Source organism: Mesorhizobium sp. M0139 (genome assembly GCF_040322455.1).
Classification (GTDB): Bacteria; Pseudomonadota; Alphaproteobacteria; order Rhizobiales; family Rhizobiaceae; genus Mesorhizobium.
Genome location: NZ_JAMYTN010000009.1, coordinates 44,178 through 65,560 on the forward strand (window position 1 = coordinate 44,178; position 21,383 = coordinate 65,560).

At 62.5% G+C, this 21,383-nt stretch carries 20 protein-coding genes and 1 riboswitch; of the genes, 8 read left to right on the forward strand and 12 right to left on the reverse strand.

Annotated elements, in window-relative coordinates:
- Positions 1 to 79 precede the first annotated feature (79 nt).
- From mmsA to araD1, 3 genes are all read left to right on the forward strand, one after another.
- The gene (mmsA, locus tag NKJ58_RS16835; protein ID WP_027049369.1) at positions 80 to 1,612 is read left to right on the forward strand and encodes a multiple monosaccharide ABC transporter ATP-binding protein; all 1,533 of its coding nucleotides are present in this window, start codon (positions 80 to 82) and stop codon (positions 1,610 to 1,612) included.
- On the forward strand, positions 1,609 to 2,895 hold the full coding sequence (gene mmsB, locus NKJ58_RS16840) for a multiple monosaccharide ABC transporter permease (RefSeq protein WP_023669637.1): 1,287 nt from the start codon (positions 1,609 to 1,611) through the stop codon (positions 2,893 to 2,895). Before mmsA ends, mmsB begins: the two co-directional genes overlap by 4 nt.
- 201 nt (positions 2,896 to 3,096) lie before the next feature.
- Positions 3,097 to 4,092, forward strand: a complete 996-nt coding sequence (gene araD1, locus NKJ58_RS16845) for an AraD1 family protein (protein WP_023669636.1) — start codon at positions 3,097 to 3,099, stop codon at positions 4,090 to 4,092.
- 43 nt (positions 4,093 to 4,135) lie between these two features.
- Here araD1 and NKJ58_RS16850 read toward each other — a convergent pair whose 3' ends face one another.
- Positions 4,136 to 4,906, reverse strand: coding sequence for an ABC transporter substrate-binding protein (locus tag NKJ58_RS16850; RefSeq protein WP_023669635.1), 771 nt, complete (start codon positions 4,904 to 4,906; stop codon positions 4,136 to 4,138).
- A 101-nt stretch (positions 4,907 to 5,007) separates the two neighbouring features.
- Positions 5,008 to 6,102, reverse strand: coding sequence for a 2'-deoxycytidine 5'-triphosphate deaminase (locus NKJ58_RS16855; protein WP_352853495.1), 1,095 nt, complete (start codon positions 6,100 to 6,102; stop codon positions 5,008 to 5,010).
- 140 nt (positions 6,103 to 6,242) lie between these two features.
- A riboswitch (SAM riboswitch) is annotated at positions 6,243 to 6,320 on the forward strand.
- Positions 6,321 to 6,377: 57 nt separating this feature from the next.
- Here NKJ58_RS16855 and NKJ58_RS16860 point away from each other — a divergent pair.
- Positions 6,378 to 7,568 carry an O-succinylhomoserine sulfhydrylase gene (locus NKJ58_RS16860; protein ID WP_023669633.1) on the forward strand — a complete coding sequence of 397 codons (1,191 nt, stop codon included), beginning with the start codon at positions 6,378 to 6,380 and terminating at the stop codon, positions 7,566 to 7,568.
- A gap of 11 nt (positions 7,569 to 7,579) precedes the next feature.
- Here NKJ58_RS16860 and NKJ58_RS16865 read toward each other — a convergent pair whose 3' ends face one another.
- The gene (locus NKJ58_RS16865; protein WP_023715336.1) at positions 7,580 to 8,731 is read right to left on the reverse strand and encodes a ceramide glucosyltransferase; all 1,152 of its coding nucleotides are present in this window, start codon (positions 8,729 to 8,731) and stop codon (positions 7,580 to 7,582) included.
- 221 nt (positions 8,732 to 8,952) lie between these two features.
- On the opposite strand from NKJ58_RS16865, the gene apaG reads away from it, so the two are divergent.
- Positions 8,953 to 9,345: a Co2+/Mg2+ efflux facilitator ApaG/CorD gene (apaG, locus tag NKJ58_RS16870; RefSeq protein WP_023669631.1), complete on the forward strand. Its 393-nt coding sequence runs from the start codon at positions 8,953 to 8,955 to the stop codon at positions 9,343 to 9,345.
- Positions 9,346 to 9,386: 41 nt separating this feature from the next.
- Here apaG and NKJ58_RS16875 read toward each other — a convergent pair whose 3' ends face one another.
- From NKJ58_RS16875 to NKJ58_RS16885, 3 genes are all read right to left on the reverse strand, one after another.
- Positions 9,387 to 10,418, reverse strand: coding sequence for an Hsp33 family molecular chaperone (locus NKJ58_RS16875; protein ID WP_031198187.1), 1,032 nt, complete (start codon positions 10,416 to 10,418; stop codon positions 9,387 to 9,389).
- Positions 10,419 to 10,511: 93 nt separating this feature from the next.
- Positions 10,512 to 11,423, reverse strand: a complete 912-nt coding sequence (argF, locus tag NKJ58_RS16880; protein ID WP_023669629.1) for an ornithine carbamoyltransferase — start codon at positions 11,421 to 11,423, stop codon at positions 10,512 to 10,514.
- A gap of 18 nt (positions 11,424 to 11,441) precedes the next feature.
- Entirely contained in the window at positions 11,442 to 12,641 is a 1,200-nt protein-coding gene (locus NKJ58_RS16885; protein WP_023681950.1) for an aspartate aminotransferase family protein, read from the reverse strand.
- A gap of 358 nt (positions 12,642 to 12,999) precedes the next feature.
- On the opposite strand from NKJ58_RS16885, the gene NKJ58_RS16890 reads away from it, so the two are divergent.
- Positions 13,000 to 13,518, forward strand: coding sequence for a GcrA family cell cycle regulator (locus tag NKJ58_RS16890; protein ID WP_023669627.1), 519 nt, complete (start codon positions 13,000 to 13,002; stop codon positions 13,516 to 13,518).
- Positions 13,519 to 13,650: 132 nt separating this feature from the next.
- Here the strand turns inward: NKJ58_RS16890 and NKJ58_RS16895 are convergent, their stop codons facing one another.
- The 3 genes from NKJ58_RS16895 to NKJ58_RS16905 form a co-directional block, all read right to left on the reverse strand.
- Positions 13,651 to 14,658 carry a magnesium and cobalt transport protein CorA gene (locus NKJ58_RS16895; RefSeq protein ID WP_023669626.1) on the reverse strand — a complete coding sequence of 336 codons (1,008 nt, stop codon included), beginning with the start codon at positions 14,656 to 14,658 and terminating at the stop codon, positions 13,651 to 13,653.
- A gap of 95 nt (positions 14,659 to 14,753) precedes the next feature.
- Positions 14,754 to 15,476, reverse strand: coding sequence for a phosphate signaling complex protein PhoU (gene phoU, locus NKJ58_RS16900; protein ID WP_023692535.1), 723 nt, complete (start codon positions 15,474 to 15,476; stop codon positions 14,754 to 14,756).
- Between the two features lie 114 nt (positions 15,477 to 15,590).
- The gene (locus tag NKJ58_RS16905) at positions 15,591 to 16,859 is read right to left on the reverse strand and encodes an ATP-binding protein (protein WP_023715333.1); all 1,269 of its coding nucleotides are present in this window, start codon (positions 16,857 to 16,859) and stop codon (positions 15,591 to 15,593) included.
- A 102-nt stretch (positions 16,860 to 16,961) separates the two neighbouring features.
- On the opposite strand from NKJ58_RS16905, the gene ppk2 reads away from it, so the two are divergent.
- Positions 16,962 to 17,867: a polyphosphate kinase 2 gene (gene ppk2 / locus NKJ58_RS16910; protein WP_023703442.1), complete on the forward strand. Its 906-nt coding sequence runs from the start codon at positions 16,962 to 16,964 to the stop codon at positions 17,865 to 17,867.
- Positions 17,868 to 18,068: 201 nt separating this feature from the next.
- Here the strand turns inward: ppk2 and NKJ58_RS16915 are convergent, their stop codons facing one another.
- The gene (locus NKJ58_RS16915) at positions 18,069 to 18,707 is read right to left on the reverse strand and encodes an acyl-homoserine-lactone synthase (RefSeq protein ID WP_023681954.1); all 639 of its coding nucleotides are present in this window, start codon (positions 18,705 to 18,707) and stop codon (positions 18,069 to 18,071) included.
- Positions 18,708 to 18,982: 275 nt separating this feature from the next.
- Positions 18,983 to 19,714: a helix-turn-helix transcriptional regulator gene (locus tag NKJ58_RS16920; RefSeq protein WP_023669621.1), complete on the reverse strand. Its 732-nt coding sequence runs from the start codon at positions 19,712 to 19,714 to the stop codon at positions 18,983 to 18,985.
- 303 nt (positions 19,715 to 20,017) lie between these two features.
- Between NKJ58_RS16920 and NKJ58_RS16925 the strand changes: the two genes are divergently transcribed.
- On the forward strand, positions 20,018 to 20,827 hold the full coding sequence (locus NKJ58_RS16925; RefSeq protein ID WP_502902312.1) for an ABC transporter substrate-binding protein: 810 nt from the start codon (positions 20,018 to 20,020) through the stop codon (positions 20,825 to 20,827).
- A 60-nt stretch (positions 20,828 to 20,887) separates the two neighbouring features.
- Here the strand turns inward: NKJ58_RS16925 and NKJ58_RS16930 are convergent, their stop codons facing one another.
- A complete protein-coding gene (locus NKJ58_RS16930) occupies positions 20,888 to 21,301 on the reverse strand; it encodes a tellurite resistance TerB family protein (RefSeq protein WP_352853500.1) in 414 nt (137 codons plus the stop codon).
- Positions 21,302 to 21,383 lie beyond the last annotated feature (82 nt).

The window sequence follows — 21,383 nt, forward strand, 5'->3', positions numbered from 1 at the left end:
TACCGGACTTAGTTTGCGTGCATGTCGTTGTCTCAAACCGCAAGCACTTTGGAGCGACATGCAACAGGAGGAGCTTGCCCTGATGACGACGATTTTGGAGATGCGCGACATCACCAAGACGTTCCCCGGCGTGAAGGCGCTGTCGAACGTCAACCTCAGCGTCGAAGAAGGCGAGATCCACGCCGTGGTTGGCGAGAACGGCGCCGGCAAGTCGACGCTGATGAAGGTCCTGTCGGGCGTCTATCCCGCCGGCACCTATGACGGCCAGATCATTTTTCAGGGTCAGGAATGCCAGTTCAAAGGTATCCATGACAGCGAACACAAGGGCATCGTCATCATCCACCAGGAGCTAGCGCTGGTGCCGATGCTGTCGATCACCGAAAATATCTTCCTCGGCAACGAAAACGCCCGATACGGCGTCATCGACTGGGATGCCAACGAGGCGCGCACCGCTGCCCTGTTGAAGAAGGTGGGCCTCAAGGAGGACCCCAAGACACTGATCACCAATATCGGCGTCGGCAAGCAGCAGCTGGTCGAGATCGCCAAGGCGCTGAGCAAGGACGTCAAGCTTTTGATCCTCGACGAGCCGACCGCGTCGCTCAGCGAGAAAGACAGCCAGGCGCTGCTCGATCTTCTGCTCGAATTCAAGCGCCAAGGCATGACCTCGATCCTGATCTCGCACAAGCTCAACGAGATCAACCGGGTCGCCGACAAGGTAACCGTCATCCGTGACGGGCGCACCATCGAGACGCTGGCCAAGAAGGATATCTCCGAAGACCGCATCATCACCTCGATGGTCGGCCGTTCGCTAGACGACCGCTATCCGCCGCGCGAGCCCAAGATCGGCGAAGTCGTGTTCGAGGTGAAGAACTGGTCGGTCTATCACCCGCTCCATGCCGAGCGACAGGTGATCAAGGGCATCGACATCAATGTGCGCAAGGGCGAGGTGGTCGGCATCGCCGGGCTGATGGGCGCCGGCCGCACCGAATTCGCCATGAGCCTGTTCGGCCGCTCCTATGGCCGCCGCATCACCGGCGAAGTGCTGCTCAAGGGCAAGCCGGTCGATGTCTCCTCGGTAAGCAAGGCGGTCCAACACGGCATCGCCTATGTCACCGAGGACCGCAAAACCTACGGCCTCAACCTTATCGACCATATCAAGCATAACATTACGCTGGCCAATCTCGACGGCGTGTCGCGCCACAGCGTGATCGACGACATGCGCGAGCTTGCGGTCGCCAACGACTATCGCAAGAAGACCAATATCCGTGCGTCAAGCGTCTATCAGATGACCGGCAATCTTTCCGGCGGCAACCAGCAGAAGGTGGTGCTGTCGAAATGGTTGTTTGCCGACCCTGACGTGCTGATCCTCGACGAGCCGACACGCGGCATCGATGTCGGCGCCAAATATGAAATCTACACGATCATCGCGCGCCTTGCCTCGGAGGGTAAGGCGATCGTGGTCATCTCGTCGGAAATGCCGGAATTGCTGGGGATTACCGACCGCATCTACGTCATGAACGAAGGGCGCATGGTGGGCGAAATGCCGGCGGCGGAAGCAAGCCAGGAAAAGATAATGCGCGCCATCGTCCGGGGAGAAGGAAAAGCAGCATGAGCACCGAAAGCGCCCCCGCCCCGCAGGGCAACGTCGCCGACGAACAGCGCCCGCGCATCGCCGTCTCGGCGCTGGCGACGAATTTACGCGAATACGGACTGATCATAGCCCTGATCGTCATCATGCTGTTCTTCCAGTTCACCACGTCGGGGACGTTGTTCAAGCCGGTCAACCTCAGCAATCTGGTGCAGCAGAACTCCTTCATCATCGTGATGGCGCTGGGCATGCTGCTGGTGATCGTATCGGGCTATATCGACCTCAGCGTCGGATCGGTCGCCGGTTTCATTGGCGCGCTGGCGGCAAACATGATGGTCATCTGGCAACTCGGACCGCTGAGCAATCCCCTGGTGGTTTCGATCGTCTGCCTGGTCGCGGGTGGCCTGATCGGCGCCGCGCAAGGGTATTGGATCGCCTATCACCGGATACCGAGCTTCATTGTCACGCTGGCCGGCATGCTGATCTTCCGCGGCATTTGCCAGGCGTTGCTTGGCGGCGGCTCGTCGGTGGGTCCGCTTCCCGACGACTTCAAGATGCTCAGCTCCGGCTTCATCCCGGATGTGATCGGCCCACTGACGCTCGTCCCGCCGGTCGTGAACGCAGCCGGCAAGACCATCATGGGCAGCGGCGTGACCCTGCACATGACGACGGTCGTGCTGGGGCTGATCGCCGTGCTCGCCTATGCCTATTTCGGGGTCCGCACCCGGCGCAAACGAGAACGCCATGGTTATGAGGCCGAGCCCTTCACCCTGTTCGTCGTCAAGACGCTGGTCGCCAGCGCGCTGGCGCTGTTCCTGGTCTATGAGTTTGCCAGCTACCGCGGCCTGCCCGTGGTGCTGCTGGTCATGGGCGTGCTGATCACGCTGTTCGTCTTCGTCACCAAGCGCATGACCATCGGGAGGCGCATCTACGCCATGGGCGGCAATCCCAAGGCGGCGCAGCTGTCGGGCATCAACACCGAGCGGCTGACGCTGATGGTGTTCATCAATATGGGCGTGCTGTCGGCGCTTGGCGGCCTGATCATCGCGGCTCGTCTCGGCCAGGCGGTGCCGGCGGCGGGTCTCGGCTCGGAGCTCGACGTCATCGCCGCCGTGTTCATCGGCGGCGCCTCGGCGATGGGCGGCGTCGGCCAGGTTATCGGGGCGGTCGTCGGCGGCTTCATCATGGGCGTGATGAACAACGGCATGTCGATCATGGGCGTCAATGTCGACTGGCAGCAGGTGGTCAAAGGCCTGGTGCTGCTCGGCGCCGTGATCTTCGACGTCTACAACAAGAACAAGGCCTGACAAGCTTCAGCGAGGCAAGCAGGAGGCATACGGTCGCGGCGCAGCCGGCAAGTTGTCGGCATAAGAAGTCCCCCGAGGGATGGAGCTCGCGAGCGCAATCCGGACGAAGAGTTCAACCCGTGGCGCGGCGAGGTCCGAGCCGCGCAGGTCAAGGTTTGCCAAGGGGCAACCCGGCCAAGGCACATGAGAGAGGATTTCATCATGCTAATCTCCCAGATCCTCGACGACGCCGAGACCATCCGCGTCGTCGCCCGCAATGGCGGCGGCAAGACCAGGATCATCAACGGCGCCCGCAGCGTCTATTCGCTGGCCATGGAAGCCGCGCGCACCGGAACGGGCCTCGCCGCGCTGATCGAGCGCAAGGGGTTCGGTGAAGCGATAGACCTCGACGCCGTCTACAAGAAGGGCCGGCTGGTGTCGCCGATCAACCATCCCGATCCTGCGCATCTGCATCTGACCGGCACCGGCCTGACCCATCTCGGCTCGGCGGCGACGCGCGATTCCATGCACAAGAAGCTCAGCGATGGCGGCGAGGAGCAGCTTACCGATTCCATGAAGATGTTCCGCATGGGGCTCGAAGGCGGCAAGCCGGCCAAGGGCCAGACCGGCGTGCAGCCGGAATGGTTCTACAAGGGCAACGGCACCATGGCGGTGGCGCCGGGCGCCGCACTGATGTCGCCGGCCTTCGCGCAGGACGCCGGCGAGGAGCCGGAAATCGCCGGCATCTATGTCATCGGCGACGACGGCGCGCCGTTCCGCGTCGGCTTCACGCTGTCGAACGAGTTTTCCGATCATGTTACCGAGCGGGTGAACTATCTGTTCCTGGCACATTCCAAACTGCGCAACGCCTCGTTCGGGCCGGAAATCCTGATCGGCGACCTGCCGGCCGACGTCAGGGGCTCATCGCGAATCTATCGCGACAGCAATTTGCTGTGGGAAAAGCCGTTCCTGTCGGGCGAAGCGAACATGTCGCACACAATCGCCAATCTCGAACATCATCACTTCAAATATTCGGCCTTCCGCCAGCCGGGCGACGTGCATGTGCACATGTTCGGCACGGCGACGCTGTCCTTTGCCGACGGCATCAAGACTCAGGCCGGCGACGTGTTCGAGATCGAGGCCGGGGATTTCGGCCTGCCGCTGCGCAACCCGCTGGAGATCGAGCAGCCGGTGAAGGTGGCGGTGAAGGCGCTTTGAGACGTAATCTCCCCTTGAGGGGGGAGATTGGCAGCGCCCACCGTCAATAAATATCGAAGTCGAAATACTTGGCCTGGATCTTCTTGTAAGTGCCGTCGGCGACGATGGCGTCTATCGCCGCATTCAGCTTGTCGCGCAGCGCCGTGTCTTCCAGGCGGACAGCGATGCCGGCTTGCGTCTCGGTGCCCTTGACGTCGCCGACAAGCTTGCAGCAGCCTTCGCTCGCCTTCTTCAGCCAGTCCATCAGCACGAACTTGTCGGAGATGACGGCGTCGAGACGGCCGTTCTGCAGGTCGGTGATCGCCTCTTCCTGGGTGGGGTAGAGTTTCGCCTCGGCGCCGGCCTTGCCATAGGCGTCCTGCGCATAGTCGGCCTGGGTGGTCGAGGCCTGCGCGCCCACCGTCTTGCCGGCAAGGGCTGCCGGTTCGGTGGAAGTGAGGTCGCTGTCCTTGGGCGCCACCAGCGCCAGCGGCGTCGTGTAGTATTTGTTGGTGAAGGCGACCTGTTTCTTGCGCTCCTCGGTGATGCTCATCGAGGCGATGATGGCGTCGAACTTTTTCGCCTGCAGCGCCGGGATGATGCCGTCCCAGTCCTGGGTGACGATCTCGCACTCGACCTTCATCTGCGCACACAGCGCATTGGCAATGTCGATGTCGAAGCCCTCGATCTTGCCGTCCGCGGTGATGGTGTTGAAGGGCGGATAAGCGCCCTCGGTGCCGATCTTCAATTTCTCCTGCGCCTCAGCCAGCGAGCCGGCCGATATCACCAGCATGGCAGCGCCCGCTGCCGATATGATCCATCTTGAAATCTGCATTTTGGTTCCCCTTGCGCGCCGTTCTCTTGCCGGCCACCGAAAGGCAGCCAAGCATGGTGAGGCAGCGCAGGCAAGTATTTTGCCTGACGGTGATCGAAGGTTCAGCCGGCGGGGCGGAAATGCTTGGAGAGCTTGAGGCCTTGCGCCTGGTAATTCGAGCCGAGATCGGTGCCGTAAAGCGCCTGCGGCCGCTTCAGCATGTGTTCGTAGACCAGCCGGCCGACGATCTGGCCGTGGTCGAGGATGAACGGCACTTCGTGGCTGCGCACTTCGAGCACCGCCCGGCTGCCGGTGCCGCCTGAGGCCGAATGGCCGAAGCCCGGATCGAAGAAGCCGGCATAGTGAACACGGAATTCGCCAACCAGCGGATCGAAGGGCGTCATCTCGGCGGCGTAGAGCGGCGGCACGTGCACGGCTTCGCGGCTGACCAGGATGTAGAACTCGTCCGGGTCGAGCACCAGTTCGCCGGCGCCGCTCTTATAGAGCGGCTCCCAGAAATCGACGGCATCCTGGGCGGCGCGCTTGTCGACATCGACCAAGCCGGTGTGATGCTTGCCGCGATAGCCGACCAGGCCGTTCTGGTCGCCGTCAAGATCGATCGACAGCGCAATGCCGCCGCCGGAAATGTTGGGCGGCTCGGTCGCCACCAGCATCTCGGCGCGGTGCAATTCGTTCAGTTCTGCCTCCGACAACAGCGCGTTGCCGGTGCGAAAGCGGATCTGCGACAGCCTCGATCCGGCGCGTACGACGATCGGGAAGGTGCGTGGACTGACTTCGAGATAAAGCGGCCCGTGATAGCCGGGGGCGATCTTGTCGAACTCATGGCCGCGATCGGTCATCACCCGGGTGAAGATGTCGAGCCGGCCGGTCGAGCTCTTCGGGTTGGCCGAGGCCGACACGTTTGCGGGCAGCGCCAGGCTTTCGAGCAGCGGCACGATGTAGACGCAGCCGGTTTCCAGCACCGCGCCCTCGGCGAGACTGAACTCATGCAATTTCAGCCGGTGAAGCTTGTCGGCCACCAGATGATCGGGACCCGGCAGGAAGGAGGCGCGCACGCGAAAAGCCTTGTCGCCGAGCCTCAGATCGAGGCTCGCCGGCTGCACCTGGTCGACATCGAGCGCGCGCGGCGACTCCAGCGCGCCGGACTGAAACAGCGCGGAAATGTCCTGATCGGGAAGAATGCCTGTCTGCCGCAAAAGGCTGGCTCCGCTCCAAGGTCGGTCTCTTTGTGGCAGGTTCTTGCCGCAAAACCGCTGGATATTATTGCGGAACCTGCCTGGTACAAACCTCTTAATGAAGCCGGCAATTGACGCAAGCGCAGGTGAGGTCTAAAGGGTCGTTATCCCGTGGTGATTTGGCCGGTCGGCTTGCAGCCACGTTAAACAAGTCGCTAAAGGACCGTCGGGCCGCAAGGCCATATGGACCGGTTGCGACTTTCGCGGCCGGTTTTTTTGTGTCTGGAACAAAAGCGATGAGCACCAAGAAGCGTAACTGGAAGCCTCAGACCGCACTCGTGCACGGGGGAACACTGCGTTCCCAGTTCGGCGAGACGTCGGAAGCGATGTATCTCACCCAGGGCTATGTCTATGAAACGGCGCAGGCCGCGGAAGCCCGTTTCAAGGGCGAGGAGCCGGGTTTCATCTATTCGCGCTATGCCAACCCTACCGTCGACATGTTCGAAAAGCGCATGTGCGCGCTGGAGGGTGCCGAAGATGCGCGCGCCACGGCGTCCGGCATGGCGGCGGTGACGGCAGCGCTCCTGTGCAGCGCCAAGGCCGGCGACCATATCGTTGCGGCGCGCGCGCTGTTCGGCTCCTGCCGCTGGGTGGTGGAGACGCTGGCGCCGAAATACGGCATCGAGGCAACGCTGGTCGACGGCACCGACATCGCCAACTGGGAAAAGGCGGTGCGGCCGAACACGAAACTGTTCTTCTTGGAAAGCCCGACCAATCCGACGCTGGAAGTGGTCGACATCGCAGCGGTGGCGGCGCTCGCCACCTCGATCGGCGCCAGGCTGATCGTCGACAATGTCTTCGCCACGCCCTTGCAGCAGAAGCCCTTGCAGCTCGGCGCCCATATTGTCGTCTACTCCGCGACCAAGCACATTGACGGCCAGGGACGCTGTCTCGGCGGCATCATCCTGTCGGACAAGAAATGGATCGACGAGAATTTGCACGACTATTTCCGCCACACCGGCCCGAGCCTGTCGCCGTTCAACGCCTGGACGCTGCTCAAGGGCCTGGAGACGCTGCCGGTTCGGGTGCGCCAGCAGACTGAAAGCGCGGCCAAGATCGCGGATTTCCTGGCAGGACGGCCGGAAATCGCCCGCGTCATCTATCCCGGCCGCGCCGACCACCCGCAGGCCGACATCGTCAAGAAGCAGATGACAGGCGGATCGACGCTGATCTGCCTCGACGTCAAGGGCGGCAAGCAGGCGGCCTTCGCCTTGCAGAACGCGCTCGACATCGTGCTGATCTCCAACAATCTCGGCGACGCCAAGAGCCTGATCACCCATCCGGCGACCACCACGCACAAGAACCTCAGCGACGAAGCTCGCGCCGAGCTTGGCATCGGGCCGGGAACGCTCAGGCTGTCGGTCGGTCTTGAGGATACGGACGATCTGCTGGAGGACGTTGCGCAGGCGCTGAAGGCAGCCGGATAGGCCGCGAGGCGTCACGCTCCCGACGAAACCTCTTCCAGTTCGGCCGTCTTGGTGCCGATGGTCATGATGTTGCCGCGCCAGTCGACGGCGCCGCTCAGCCAGCCGCGCGCCCAGATGGCGGGAAGCATCATGTCGCGCACCATCATCGCCGGGACCATGCGCAGCGACAGGTGCCAGCCCTTGGCCGCGGCCAGCGCGCATTCGGGAATGTAGGCCGCCGTCAGCACGGCCAACACCGTGGCCGGCAGGCTGATGCCGGCACTTGCGGCCGCCACCAGCGCCAACGCCAACGGCACGGCGACGCCGGTCAGGATCTCGGGTGCGAAAAACAGCGGGAAAGTGACGCGGCGCAACCGCGCCCAGCGCGCCTGGCGCGACCAGATGTCGGCAAGTCGGCGCTGCCCCAGTGGTTGCTCGAAAGGCGAGGCAACGAGATTGACGCGCAGGCCCAGTCCGTTGACCAGCTTGGTTGCAGCAGCATCCTCGGCGATCTCGGCGGCCAGCGCGCGGATACCGCCACTGGTATCGAGCATCGGCTTGTTCCACAGCATGCTCTTGCCTTGGGCAAAGCCGAGACCGAGCGCCTCGCCGGCATATTGCCAGCGCGCCTGCAGCGTGTTGAGGAACGCGCATTCGACCTCGGCCCAAAAGCCATCCGGCCGAGAGCCGATCGGCGTCGAGCAGATAAGCCCGGTATTGGTCCGCCAAGCCGCCATCATGTGCTGGACGTAATCCCTAGGCATCAGCACGTTGGAATCCGCGAGAATAACCCAATGATAGAGCGCCGCTTCCCAGCCCTTGACGCAGTTGTTGAGCTTCGGGTTGCTGCTGACGCGGTCGTCGCCGATCAGCAGCCGGGCCGGCACGTTGGGAAACAGGACGATCGCCCTGTTTATCAGTTTGACGACGGGATCGTCGGCGTGAGCGACGCAGAAGATCAGTTCGTAGCGCGGCCAGTCGAGCGAGAAGGCTCGCTGCAGCGTCTCTTGTGTGAACGGCTCCACGCCGCGCGACGGCACGACGATCGAGACCGGTGGCTGCTCGCCGGACGGCGGAGGGATAAGGCGACGCGCTTGCAGTTTCGACGAAGCAAGCAGGATGCTTGCGAGATTGGAAAGAAGCAAAGCGGAGGAAGCGAAGGCGGCTGTGAGAGCTGGTTCCATCGAGATCTGGTCACTCCGGAAAAGCCGCTCGCGGCTGCTTTGTCAGTCGACAGATGGGCCTTGAGTCGCCGGCAAGGTTTGCGCACACCAACATTGTCATGTGTCACTTAAATGACATTGTTTGTCGGCACTGCGCTTTGAGGCTGGCAGGACATGCCGCTCTGCGCGTATCAAACCGCATGGCGCGACAAATGTTCCCTGCTGCGCAACCGGAGCAGCCCATGTACCGCGCCGTCACGCGCAACATCGAAGTGCAGGTCAGACCGTTCTACCTGGAGGACCGCTCGGATCCGGCGGAGAACCGTTATGTCTGGGGCTACCAGGTGACGATCGACAACCAGTCGGACGATTTCGTGCAGCTTATGGCGCGTTACTGGCACATCACCGACGGCAGCGGCCGGGTCGAGGAAGTGCGCGGCGCCGGCGTGGTCGGCGACCAGCCTGAGCTCAATCCCGGCGACAGCTATCAATACACGTCAGGCTGCCCGCTCTCGACGCCCTCCGGTTTCATGGTCGGCCACTACACCATGCGCAACAAAAAGGGCGAGACGTTCGACGTCGCTATTCCCGCGTTTTCGCTGGATCTGCCGGGGACCCGACGGACGGTGAATTAGGGGTTTTCTCCCCGTCACTATACGGGGAGAAGGAAGAGATGCTACTGAGTTGCAAACTCCGCCGGGTCGAAGTCGTACTGCTTCGAGCAGAACTCGCAGGCGACGTGGATGCCGCCATCTTCGGTGCTGTCCTTGATTTCCTGCGCGGAAAACCCCTCGAGGATGCCGCGTATCTTGTCCCTTGAGCAGGAACATTGGTCGGCAACCGGCACGCCGCCGAAGACGCGCACGCCATGTTCGTGGAACAGCCTGTAGAGCAGCCGCTCGGCGCCGATGGTCGGGTCGATCAGCTCGGTCGGCTCGATGGTGCCGAGCAGCGCCACCAGCTCGCGCCAAGAATTGTCGGCCGGCTCGTTCATCACGTCGCGCGGATCGCCGTCGCCCCCCGAAATGTCGGGCACGCGCATGCGCTCGGGCGACTGCGGCAGGAACTGCGCCAGGATGCCGCCGGCGCGCCACTGCTCACGAGCGCCGCCGGGACCTGGCGTCAGCAGCTTGGCCACCGACAGCCTGAGGTCGGTCGGGATCTGCTCCGACTGGCGGAAATAGGTGCGCGCGGCGTCTTCCAGCGTCTCGCCGTCGAGCTGGACGATGCCCTGATAGCGCTGCGTGTGCGCCCCCTGGTCGATGGTCAGCGCCAAAACGCCGCTGCCCAGCAGCGTCTGCTGCGAGGTCTGGCCTGCGGCCACCAGGGCCTCCAGCCGGTCGGCATCGAAGCGCGCATAGGCGCGCAATGCCGAGGGCGTGGAGAAATCCGCGACCAGCATGTCGACAGGCCCGTCGGTGCGGGTCTGCAGGATGAACTTGCCCTCGAATTTGAGCGAGGTGCCGAGCAGCACCGTCAGCACACAGGCTTCCGCCAGCAGGCGGGCGACCGGCTCGGGATAGTCATGACGGTTGAGGATGGCGTCGAGCATCGGCCCGAGCTGCACGGTGCGGCCGCGCACGTCGAGCGGGCCTACCTCGAAGGGCACGACATGATCGTCGCCGGCATAGCCGAACTCGCCGAGTTTGGGGTGATGTTCAGTCACTTGATGCGTTTCCAACATGACAAAGCTCCAGGGCGCGGCCATGCGGCCCGGAGGGGTGCATGCGTCCAAACGCGCTTGATTTGCGTGATGGGACGCAAATAGGCATCGCGCCGCCCCGGATCAAGCGCTTGGAGATCAAGCGCCCAGACACCAGGCCAAAACCGCCTTCTGGGCGTGGAGCCGGTTCTCGGCTTCGTCGAAGACCACCGAATGCGGACCGTCGATGACCTCGTCGGTGACTTCCTCGCCGCGATGCGCCGGCAGGCAGTGCATGAACAGGGCGTCGGGCTTGGCCCTCGCCATCAGCGCCGCATTGACCTGATAGGGCGAGAAGACATTGTGGCCGCGGGCGCGGTGTTCCTGGCCCATCGACACCCAGCAGTCGGTGACGATGCAGTCGGCTTGGTCGACGGCTTCCTCGGGCGAGCGGGTGAAGTGCAGCTTGCCGCCATTGCTCTTCGACCAGTCGATATGCTTTTGCGCCGGCTCGCTGCCTTCCGGCACTGCGACGTTCAGGTTGAAGCGGAACCGCGCCGAAGCTTCGAGCAGCGAATGCAGCACGTTGTTGCCGTCGCCGGTCCAGGCGATGGTCTTGCCGGCAACCGGACCGCGATGCTCCTCGAAGGTCATGATGTCGGCCATCAGCTGACAGGGATGGGTGTCGTCGGTCAGCCCGTTGATGACCGGAATCGTGGCATTCTCGGTCAGCTCGAGCAACCGCTCATGCGACGTGGTGCGGATCATGATGGCGTCCACATAGCGCGACAGCACCTTGGCGGTGTCGGCAATGGTCTCGGAGCGGCCGAGCTGCATTTCGGTGCCGGTCAGCATGATGGTCTCGCCGCCGAGCTGTCGCATGCCGACGTCGAAGGACACGCGCGTGCGCGTCGACGGCTTGTCGAAGATCATGGCCAGCACCTTGCCTTCGAGCGGTTTGGTCCGTTCGCCGGCCTTGAGGCGCGCCTTGCGCACCACCGCATCGTCCAGCATCAGGCGCAAATCGCCTTCGGAAACGGCGGAAAGATCGGTGAAATGGCGAAGGCTCATCGGGAATGGTTCTCGGGATTACTTCGCGGCGGCCGCGGCGATGGCGTCGGTCAGGCCCTTGGCGCCGGCGCGGATGCGATCGAGCGCTTCGCCGATCTCGGCGTCGGTGACGGTCAGCGGCGGCAGCAGACGAATGACGTTGTCGCCGGCCGGCACCGCCAGCAGATGCTGGTCGCGCAGCGCCATGTTGACCTTGGTGTTGGGCATGGCGCATTTCAGACCAAGCATCAGGCCGCTGCCCCTGATGCCTTCGATGACATCAGGAAATTCGTCGGCGACCGCCGCCAGGCCCTGCTTCATCAGCAATGCCTTGCGCTGGACGTCTTCGAGGAAGCCGTCTTCCAGCACGACGTCGAGCACAGCGTTGCCGACCGCCATGGCCAGCGGATTGCCGCCGAAAGTGGTGCCATGCACGCCTGCCGTCATGCCGACGACAGCGTCGTCGGTGGCGAGGCACGCGCCCATCGGGAAGCCGCCGCCAATGCCCTTGGCAATCGCCATGATGTCGGGCGTCACGCCGGTCCATTCATGCGCGAACAGCTTTCCGGTGCGACCGATACCGCACTGGACCTCATCGAAGATCAGCAGCAGGCCATGCTGGTCGCAGAGCTGCCGCAGCCGCTTCAAGGATTGCGTCGGCACCGGGCGGATGCCGCCCTCGCCCTGTACCGGTTCGATCAGGATCGCGGCGGTCTCTGGTGTGATCGCCTTCTCGGCGGCGTCGATGTCGTCGAAGCCGACCTGGTCGAAGCCTTCGACCTTGGGGCCGAAGCCTTCGAGATATTTGTACTGGCCGCCGGCGGCGATGGTCGCCAGCGTGCGGCCGTGGAAGGCGCCTTCGAAGGTAATGACCCGGAAGCGCTCGGGATGGCCCTTGACGAACTGGTAGCGCCGCGCCGTCTTGATCGCGCATTCGAGCGCCTCGGCGCCGGAATTGGTGAAGAACACCTTGTCGGCGAAGGTGGCGTCAGCCAGCCGCTCGCCGAGCCGGGCCTGCCCCGGGATCTCGTAGAGATTGGAGACGTGCCAGAGCTTGGCCGCCTGTTCGGTCAGCGCCGAGACCAGATGCGGATGGCTGTGGCCCAACGAATTGACCGCGATGCCGCCAGCGAAATCGAGATATCGCTCGCCCTTGTCGGTAACCAGCCAGGTGCCTTCGCCATGGTCGAAGGCCAAAGGGGCGCGGGCAAAGGTCTCGTAAAGCGCCGAACCGCTCATTATATGCGTCTCCGGTACCGGAAAAATCAAAAAAGCCGCCAAAGCGGCGGCCTTTGCGGCTTATCGTGTTTTTCGGCCATGAAGTCAACGAAAACGTCGCGCAGAGGCGCGCGGCAAGCTCCCGACGAGACGCCGGCTCATAAGCGACCGGGCAAGTTGGGGAAAACCTAAAAAACCGATTCGTGTTGCACCTGGGACTCTTGTCACCGAGTCAACACATGAGGTAATTGTAGTCGGGAAATAACTAGATTTCGTGCGGCGGACCTAATCACCTAATATATGTGGTGTCTGCCCCGGCAAAGATTGCCGGGTCGGGAATGGATTCCGGCTGCCGCACACTTAGCAGGAGCGCGGTCTCATGAACTGGACTGACGAGCGGGTCGAACTTCTCAGGAAACTGTGGTCGGAGGGCTTGAGCGCAAGCCAGATCGCCGCACAACTCGGCGGGGTCAGCCGCAACGCGGTCATCGGCAAGGTGCACCGGCTGAAGCTGTCGGGCCGCGGACGCTCGACCGCGACGCCGGCGCGTCAGAAGAAGACAACGCAGGGATCTTCGATCCAGAAATCGGTGCCTCGCGCCGCAACCACGCAGCGCCATGTCACGACGTCGATCGGGGCGAACGCGCTGCAGGCGCAGTTCGACGCCGAGCCAGTGGCGCGCCACTACATCCGCCCGGTCGAAAACGTCGTCGTGCCGATCTCGCGGCATCTGCAGCTCACCGATCTCACCGAGCGCACCTGCAAATGGCCGAATGGCGACCCGCTGTCGGAAGACTTCAACTTCTGCGGCAACGAGGCGGCTGAAACCGGACCTTACTGCAAGTACCACGCAAGGGTGGCGTTCCAGCCGGCTTCAGAGCGGCGCAGAAGCCGGTAGTTAGGAATAGGGATTGGGGACTGGGCAGTAGGGAATGGGGTAGCGCTCGTGAGGCGCTACCTTATTCTGCCTACTGCCTACTGCCTACTGCCTACTGCCTACTGCCTACTGCCTACTGCCTACTGCCTACCATCACAGCCACCCACTCTTCCGAAATCGCCAATACAAAAACGAGCAGATCAGCGCGATCGAGACCAATACGACGGGATAGCCGTATTGCATCTTCAGCTCCGGCATGTCGTCGAAATTCATGCCGTAAATGCCGGCGAGCGCCGTCGGCACCGCCAGGATCGCGGCCCATGAGGCCAGCTTCTTGGTGTTCGCGGTTTCCTGGCTCTGGCCGACCAGCAGGCTGGCTTCGAAAGCGAAGGCCAGAACCTCGCGCAGGCTGTCGATCTTTTCCTGCACGGTGCGGATATGATCGGTGACATCGCGAAACAGCGGATGCATGGCGGTATGGATCTGCGGCAGGTCGGCGCTGGTCAGCCGGCGGCAGACCTCGACCAGCGGCAGCGCCGCATTGCGCAGGCGCAACAGATCGCGGCGCAGCATGTAGAGCCGCTCGATGTCGGGACCGGTCATCGGCTTCAGAAGCACCCTGTCCTCGATTGCCTCGACCTCGTCCTCGATCTGCTCGAGCACCGGCATGTAGTTGTCGACGATGAAGTCGAGAATGGCGTAGAGGACGAAATCCTCGCCCTTGGCCAGTGAGTGCGGACAGCTTTCCCAGTGCTGGCGCACGGCGGCGTATGAGGTCGAGGGACCATGCCTGACGCTGACGATATAGCCTGAGCCGACGAACAGATGCGTCTCGCCGAAGGTGACGCGTCCGTCGATCAGCTGTGCAGTGCGGGCAACGATGAACAGCGCATCGCCATATTGCTCGATCTTCGGCCGCTGGTGCGGATGTTCGGCGTCTTCAATCGCCAGCTCATGCAAATGGAATTGCGCCTTGACGCGCAGCAGAAGCTCGCGGTCGGGTTCGAGCAGCCCGATCCAGACGACATGGCCCGACTTCTTGGCCCATTCGCCGGCTTCTTCGATCGGAATGTCGGCGATGCGCTTGCCGGCGGTGTAGACGCTCGACGCGATGATGCCGGACGATGCCGGCGCCGGCTTGAACTCTCGGACATATTCCATCGCAGCCTCCTGAGCGCCTGGCCTTGGCCAGGAACCGAGACGCTAACATCCAGGTAGTTTAGCGCAATATGATTAAGCGTTCGAGGGGAGCGCGATCACTTCACCGGCAGCGCCGGAAGGGCAACCTTGTCGGTCTTGTCGCCCTTTGGACGCTCGGCCGGCAACTGCTCGCCGGTGACGATGTAGTAGATCGTCTCGGCAATGTTGGTGGCGTGGTCGCCGATGCGCTCGATGTTCTTGGCGCAAAACAGCAGATGCGTGCACGGCGTGATGTTGCGCGGATCTTCCATCATGTAGGTCAAAAGCTCGCGAAACAGCGAGGTGTACATGGCGTCGATCTGGTCGTCGCGGTCGCGAACGAAGCCTATTTTCTCGACCGAGCGCGAGGCATAGACGTCGAGCACTTCCTTGAGCTGGGTCAAAGCGAGTTCGGCAAGCGCCTCGAGGCCGCGAAACAGGCTGGTCGGCTGGCGGCCGTCAATGACGCTGACCACACGCTTGGCGACGTTCTTGGCGAGGTCACCGACCCGTTCGAGGTCGGCCGAAATGCGGATGGCGCCGACGATCTCGCGCAGATCCGTCGCCATGGGCTGGCGCTTGGCGATGATGACGATGGCTTTGTCGTCGATTTCGCGCTGGCCATCGTCAAGCACGATGTCGTCACGAATGACCTTCTGGGCGAGGCCGGGATCGGCATTGACCAGCGCCTGGATCGCCTGCTCGACCATGCGCTCGGCATGGCCGCCCATCGCAGCGATGCGCTTCGCCAGGTATTTCAGCTCTTCGTCATAGGCGCTGACAATGTGTACGGACTGCATGGGCGAAATGCCTTCCTTAAATCTTTGGCCTTTTGAGTCGTTTCCTCGACCCTGTGCTGATACGCTAGCCGGATGACAGAAAGAAGAAACAGGCAGTTAGCAGATAGTACCGCCTCAGCCTGCCGGCAAATGGACCGTGAACGCCGCGCCCTTGCCAACCTCCGACTTGATCGAAAGCCGGGCGTTGTGGCGCGTCAGAATATGCTTGACGATGGACAGGCCAAGACCGGTGCCTTTCTGCGTGCGGCTGCTCTCCACGTCGACGCGATAGAAGCGCTCGGTAATGCGCGGTATGTGCTCTTCCGGGATGCCCGGGCCATAGTCCCTGATGGTGACATCGATGCCCGGTTCCGGGCCGGCCTCGCCCCGCGCGATCGACACTGTGACGCGTCCGCCAGGCTGGCCGTATTTGCAGGCGTTTTCCAAGAGATTCTCGAACACCTGGAACAGCTCGTCGCGGTCTCCGGGCACGTCGAGCGGCCCCTCGGCGTAGTCGCGGTCGATGACGACGCCGTTCTCGCTGGCGAGCGGGCCTAGTGAATCGATGACGCTGTCGATGGTCTGGCGCAGATCGACCTCGGTTCCCGGCCTCAGGTAAGGCTTCATTTCAAGCCTCGACAGCGACAGGAGATCGTCGATGAGGCGCGCCATGCGGCCGGTCTGGTTCTGCATGATCTGCAGGAACTGCTCGCGCGCCGCCGGATCGTTGCGGGCCGGGCCGCGCAACGTCTCGATGAAGCCCGAGATCGAAGCAAGCGGGGTGCGCAGCTCGTGGCTGGCATTGGCTATGAAGTCAGCGCGCATGCGATCGATGCGGCGCGTCTCGCTCTGGTCCTTGAACACCAGCACATAGAGATCTGTGGCGTGGCCGACCGAGGATGCGCTGACCCGGTAGGCGCGTTCCACCGGCAGCTTCTCGGTGTAGTCGACGGCATCCGAGGCGACGGCTCCCGACAGCACGCCGTCGAGCAAGGCCTGCATTTCCGGCGCGCGGAATTTTAGCGACAGCGACAGGCCGGGCGCGATACCGACAAAGGCGGCAAAGGCGGCGGCATTGGCGTGGACGATGGTGGCGGTGCGGTCGAAGATGATCAGCGGATCGGCAACGGCAGCCGCAAGATATTCGCCGGAAAGCCGCTGCAGCCCGCTCGCCTCGACCGTGGCAATGGTCTTCTCAGCAGACCGGCTGGCGCCACCGGTTGGCAGAAGCGCGGCAGCCAGCAGCACCGTCAACGCAGCCAGGACGACATAGGCGGAGATACCGGCAAAACCATAAACGGCCAGGATAGCGATCGCACCGGCGGCAAGCAGCCATCGGCTGTTCCACAGCCGGCCGGCGACGGCCTGCCCCCTGGTTGTCCGCTCTGCCCCGGTGTCAGCCATTCGTGCTTTCCGTGCTTCTGCGCCGGTCCCGCCGAAACTTCCGCTGGACCGGGTTTGAGGCCCCCCATAGCATGAGTCCGCAAGCTGGAAAGGTTCGTCTCGATGAAAAAAGCCAAGGAAAGTCCCGCCGCAGAGCCGGCAAAGGGGCCGCTGAAGATCAAGGTGGACGGCAAGGAGCGGGAGTTCGACATCGAAAACCCCGAACTTCCCAGCTGGATCGAGGACCACAAACTGACCGCAGGCGACTACCCCTACGACAAGAAAATGAAGAGCGAGGAGTATGACGAGACGCTGGAGCGGCTGCAGATCGAACTGGTCAAGGCGCAGGCCTGGCTGCAGGCGACCGGCAGCAGAGTGATGTCGCTGTTCGAGGGGCGCGATGCCGCCGGCAAGGGCGGCACCATCTCGGTGCTGCGCCAGTATCTCAATCCTCGAACCGCGCGCAACGTGGCGCTGACCAAGCCGACCCCGACCGAGGTCGGGCAGTGGTACTACCAGCGCTACGTCGCCCATTTCCCGACATCAAGCGAATTCGTCACCTTCGATCGCTCCTGGTACAACCGCGGCGGCGTCGAGCCGGTGATGGGCTTCTGCACACCGGAACAGCATGCAAAATTCCTCGACGAGACGCCGCATTTCGAGCGGATGATCTCCAATGAGGGCATCTATTTCTTCAAATTCTGGCTCAACATCGGCCGCGAGACCCAGCTCGAACGGTTTCACGACCGCCGCTGGTCGCCGCTGAAGAACTGGAAGTTCTCGCCGATCGATATTGCCGGCATCACCAAATGGGACGACTACACCAAGGCGCGCGACCAGATGGTCGAGCGCACGCACAAACAGTTCGCGCCCTGGATCATCGTGCGGGCCAATGACAAGCGACGCTCGCGGCTGGCCGTCATGCGGCGCATCCTGTTGTCACTGCCCTATGATGGGCGCGATCTCGACGCCATCGGCAAGGAAGACAAAAAGATCGTCGGCGAAGGGCCGTCGTTTCTTGAGAAGTAGAGACTGGCCTCGATAGGCAGAGGCTGAAATTACAGAGCCCACCCCCACACGGAGGTGGGCTCTGTGGCCATTGTCTAAAGCGCATCGCATTTGAACGGATTCACGCGACGCGCTTTAGGTCTTTGTTTCATGCATGTCGTTCTCTCAAAACCGGGGCCACTTTGAGCGACATGCATTAAAGCGCGTCGGGTGAAGACAGTCTCACGACGCCTGCCGCATGCCGAGCATGTGGGGGGTGCCCCTGGCCAACACCGGGGCGTGATGGTTGCGGCGCGAACGCACGACATCCAGCGTATGCTCGTTGAAGGTCAGCAGTGTGGCGACGACCTGCTGGTTGCCATAGGTGCGCTGGTAACCGAGCGGCGTCGCCAGGAAGTGCAACTGCAGCGTCCGCAGCACCCACACCGGCTCGACCTCGATAATGACCTGATCGACATTGCGAGCAAGGCCCCATTCGACGAAGCCGGCGATCAGTTCGGTGCCGACCGTAGACACGCCGCGCTTGCCATCGCGAAAGCCTGGCGCCACCGCGTAACGGGTTAGCTCCCAGACATTCGGTCCCGAAGGGCGCTTTCCCTCGCAGAGTTCCGGCATCACATCGCTAAGGAGATGCGGCCGTGTGGTCGGCAGCATCCGATGATAGCCTGCAAGCTCGCCATTGCGTATGACAAGGTGGTGTTCGGCCTCATCATGGTCGAATTGATCGATTTCGAGGCCGTCCGGGCGATCGAGATCGGTCCACCGCATCTCATCGACGAAGACCTTGTAACGCAGGCGATGGACGGCCTCCCATAGGTCGGGACGTTCCATCAGTTGTTGAGTGGTAAGGGAAAATAGCATTAGCCGTCTCCTGGGCTTAAGAGGAAGATACGGCCGGGCTTTCCCGAAAAAATTGCGCGAAGGTGTTGGCAAGGATTTCCAGGCTGCCACAGCCGACATGGCTAATATAGCTGCGTCTAAACGCCTCCGCGATGGCGTGCACCCTGTTGGCGACGCCGAGTCTGCTTTTGGCGTTAAGAAAGCATTAGCCGTCTCAAGAGGACGACAGGGGCCGGTCTTTTCTGAAGATATGACGCCAACACTGCGGCCATAAATTTCGGGCCGCCAGAACCGGCCTAGCTGATATAGCCGTGCCTGACTGCTTCGGCGACTGCCTGCACACGGTTGGCGGCGCCTAGTTTGCTCTTGGCGTTGAGAAGGTGTTTCTCAGAGGTATGCTCCGAGATGCCGAGGATCTGCGAAATCTCCCACTCGGATTTTCCGACCGCCGCCCATTGCAGGCATTCGCGCTCGCGCGGCGTCAATTCAATGTGATCGATAGATTTGCCGGCCGTCGTTTGAAGCTGCATGGCGCGGCCGATGGCATAGGTGGAGGCCAGCGAGACCATTGCGAATTCGGCTTCGGACAGTTCGACCGCCTCACCGCCCAGCGAGACCAGCGCGATCTGGCCTTCGAGCGTGATCAGCGGGAAGGCGAGGCCGTCACGCAGCTTGAACTGGCGGGCGTCGCGCATCACCTCGGCGCTGCTCTTGTCGGCGGGCATGCTTTGAACGGCATCGCGCCATTGGAATGGCGCCCGAAACTGCTTCAAATGGCTGACGACCGGATCGTGGTCGACGTAGTTGCGCGATAAGTAACGCTCCAGCCATTCGCTAGGCCAATCGCAGAGCAGCACATGGTCCTTCGTCTGGCTGCTTGGTGTACCGGGCTGCGGCACCGTTGCGGCTATCAGGGCCGTCAATCCGAAATTCGAGGTGACACTAAGTAGCTGCTCGCACACCGCAGCCGACGTGTCGGCACGCTGCACCCGGTCAATATATTCAAGTGTCCGGTCAAAATAACCCATCGCAACATCTACCCCATGTTGCCTACCGCTCTTGAGACCGATGCTACGTGCCTGACCCGCGCTTAGCCATCAACCCCGGATTGCAAAGCCACATCCTTAGCTTTTCTAACGCCAGCGGCCGCCAACCCCGGGCCGACTCTGTGCGGCTATTTGCAACCTCGCCAAAGCATAACCCGAAATTTGCCCTTTGAAATCAAAAACAATTGTGCCTGCGCCGTTTTCGTATCACAAGCCAACGGCCAAGACGGGCGGAGTTTTTTCGTGACACCTCGCTGGATAGCCATCGCCTTGCTGTCGATGCTGATGGGAGTGCAGCCGTTTGCCGGCGCTGCGCGGGCAGCGGAACCGCAGGTACCGGTGCTTTGGGATGCCAAGGAGCGGCTGCCGAAACCGGACCTTGCGGCGCTGCCGAGGCTCAGGTTCCTCACCACAACCGATTTCCCGCCCTTCAATTTTCTCGACGGCACGGGCCGACTGTCCGGCTTCCACATCGACCTGGCGCGGGCGATTTGCGCCGAACTCGACATCGCCGACAAATGCCAGATCCAGGCGCTGCCCTGGGCCGAACTCGACGACGCGTTGCAGAAGGGCGAAGGCGAGGCGATCATCGCCGGCATCGCCGCCACGCCGGAGACGCGGGCGAAGTACAGCTTTTCGCGCTCCTATCTACAGTTTCCGGCGCGCTTCATCATGCCGAAGACCAAGGCCTTCGCCGAGCCGATCCTCGACAAATTGCGCTCGAAGCGGGTCGGCGTGCTGGCCGGCTCGGCGCATGAAAAGATGCTGCGCGATTATTTCGGCACCGTGCAGATCATCCGATTCGACCGGCCGGAAGACCTCTACAGCGACTTGAAGAGCGCCAAGATCGATGCCGCCTTCGGCGACGGCATGCGCTTTTCCTTCTGGCTGGGCGGCACGGACGCCGCCGGTTGCTGCCGCTTCGCCGGTGGACCCTACCTGGCGCCGGAATATCTGGGGTCCGGCATGACCATTGCCACCCGGGCCAGCGACCCAGCGCTGGCCGCAGCCATGGACTACGCGCTGCAGGAGATATCGGTGAAAGGCACCTTCGCCGAATTCTACCTGCGCTATTTCCCGGTCAGTTTCTTCTGATTCGGTTCTCGGTCCAGCTTTTTCTGATCCGGCCCCGGTCAGCTTCCTCTACGGGCTGGATCAGGTCAGCGTGCGCAGGCGGGCCTTCGCCCCGCGCGCGATGGCCGCGGCGGTCAGCGTATCGAGATCGAGCTCACGCCGGATCAACTGCAGCACCCGGAATTCCTCCATGCGCATTTCGAGATCGACGGCGGCAACTTCGAAGGCGACGGCATAAGCGGTGTCGTGCAGCCGTTCGGGCAAAGTCTCGGCGACACGCTCGAGCACGCCTTCCAATCCATCCTTTTCATGCAGCATCTTCTGGCAGTCCTGCGCAATGGCGATCAGCCTGTCCTGCTTGAAATCCTCGAACACCGGCCAGCTGCGGACGACGTCGCCGATGCGCGCCAGTTCGATATCGGTCATGTCGCGATCGGAAGCCGAGGTGATGACCATCAGGTAGATCAGGGCTTCATGGGTGGACGGCAACGGCATTCAAAACTCCTTGATAGTGAGGGTCGAAGGTAGGGACGCCACGGCGCCGTCGCAAGGAAAACGCCTGATATCGTTGACGCTC

What these genes read in the sequence shown, in the direction of transcription:
- mmsB (WP_023669637.1), top strand. Translation starts at nt 1,609, where the DNA reads ATGAGCACCGAAAGCGCCCCCGCCCCGCAGGGCAACGTCGCCGACGAA.
- araD1 (WP_023669636.1), top strand. Translation starts at nt 3,097, where the DNA reads ATGCTAATCTCCCAGATCCTCGACGACGCCGAGACCATCCGCGTCGTC.
- NKJ58_RS16850 (WP_023669635.1), bottom strand. Translation starts at nt 4,906, where the DNA reads ATGCAGATTTCAAGATGGATCATATCGGCAGCGGGCGCTGCCATGCTG.
- NKJ58_RS16860 (WP_023669633.1), top strand. Translation starts at nt 6,378, where the DNA reads ATGAGCACCAAGAAGCGTAACTGGAAGCCTCAGACCGCACTCGTGCAC.
- NKJ58_RS16865 (WP_023715336.1), bottom strand. Translation starts at nt 8,731, where the DNA reads ATGGAACCAGCTCTCACAGCCGCCTTCGCTTCCTCCGCTTTGCTTCTT.
- apaG (WP_023669631.1), top strand. Translation starts at nt 8,953, where the DNA reads ATGTACCGCGCCGTCACGCGCAACATCGAAGTGCAGGTCAGACCGTTC.
- NKJ58_RS16875 (WP_031198187.1), bottom strand. Translation starts at nt 10,418, where the DNA reads ATGGCCGCGCCCTGGAGCTTTGTCATGTTGGAAACGCATCAAGTGACT.
- argF (WP_023669629.1), bottom strand. Translation starts at nt 11,423, where the DNA reads ATGAGCCTTCGCCATTTCACCGATCTTTCCGCCGTTTCCGAAGGCGAT.
- NKJ58_RS16885 (WP_023681950.1), bottom strand. Translation starts at nt 12,641, where the DNA reads ATGAGCGGTTCGGCGCTTTACGAGACCTTTGCCCGCGCCCCTTTGGCC.
- NKJ58_RS16890 (WP_023669627.1), top strand. Translation starts at nt 13,000, where the DNA reads ATGAACTGGACTGACGAGCGGGTCGAACTTCTCAGGAAACTGTGGTCG.
- NKJ58_RS16895 (WP_023669626.1), bottom strand. Translation starts at nt 14,658, where the DNA reads ATGGAATATGTCCGAGAGTTCAAGCCGGCGCCGGCATCGTCCGGCATC.
- phoU (WP_023692535.1), bottom strand. Translation starts at nt 15,476, where the DNA reads ATGCAGTCCGTACACATTGTCAGCGCCTATGACGAAGAGCTGAAATAC.
- NKJ58_RS16905 (WP_023715333.1), bottom strand. Translation starts at nt 16,859, where the DNA reads ATGGCTGACACCGGGGCAGAGCGGACAACCAGGGGGCAGGCCGTCGCC.
- ppk2 (WP_023703442.1), top strand. Translation starts at nt 16,962, where the DNA reads ATGAAAAAAGCCAAGGAAAGTCCCGCCGCAGAGCCGGCAAAGGGGCCG.
- NKJ58_RS16915 (WP_023681954.1), bottom strand. Translation starts at nt 18,707, where the DNA reads ATGCTATTTTCCCTTACCACTCAACAACTGATGGAACGTCCCGACCTA.
- NKJ58_RS16920 (WP_023669621.1), bottom strand. Translation starts at nt 19,714, where the DNA reads ATGGGTTATTTTGACCGGACACTTGAATATATTGACCGGGTGCAGCGT.
- NKJ58_RS16925 (WP_502902312.1), top strand. Translation starts at nt 20,018, where the DNA reads ATGGGAGTGCAGCCGTTTGCCGGCGCTGCGCGGGCAGCGGAACCGCAG.
- NKJ58_RS16930 (WP_352853500.1), bottom strand. Translation starts at nt 21,301, where the DNA reads ATGCCGTTGCCGTCCACCCATGAAGCCCTGATCTACCTGATGGTCATC.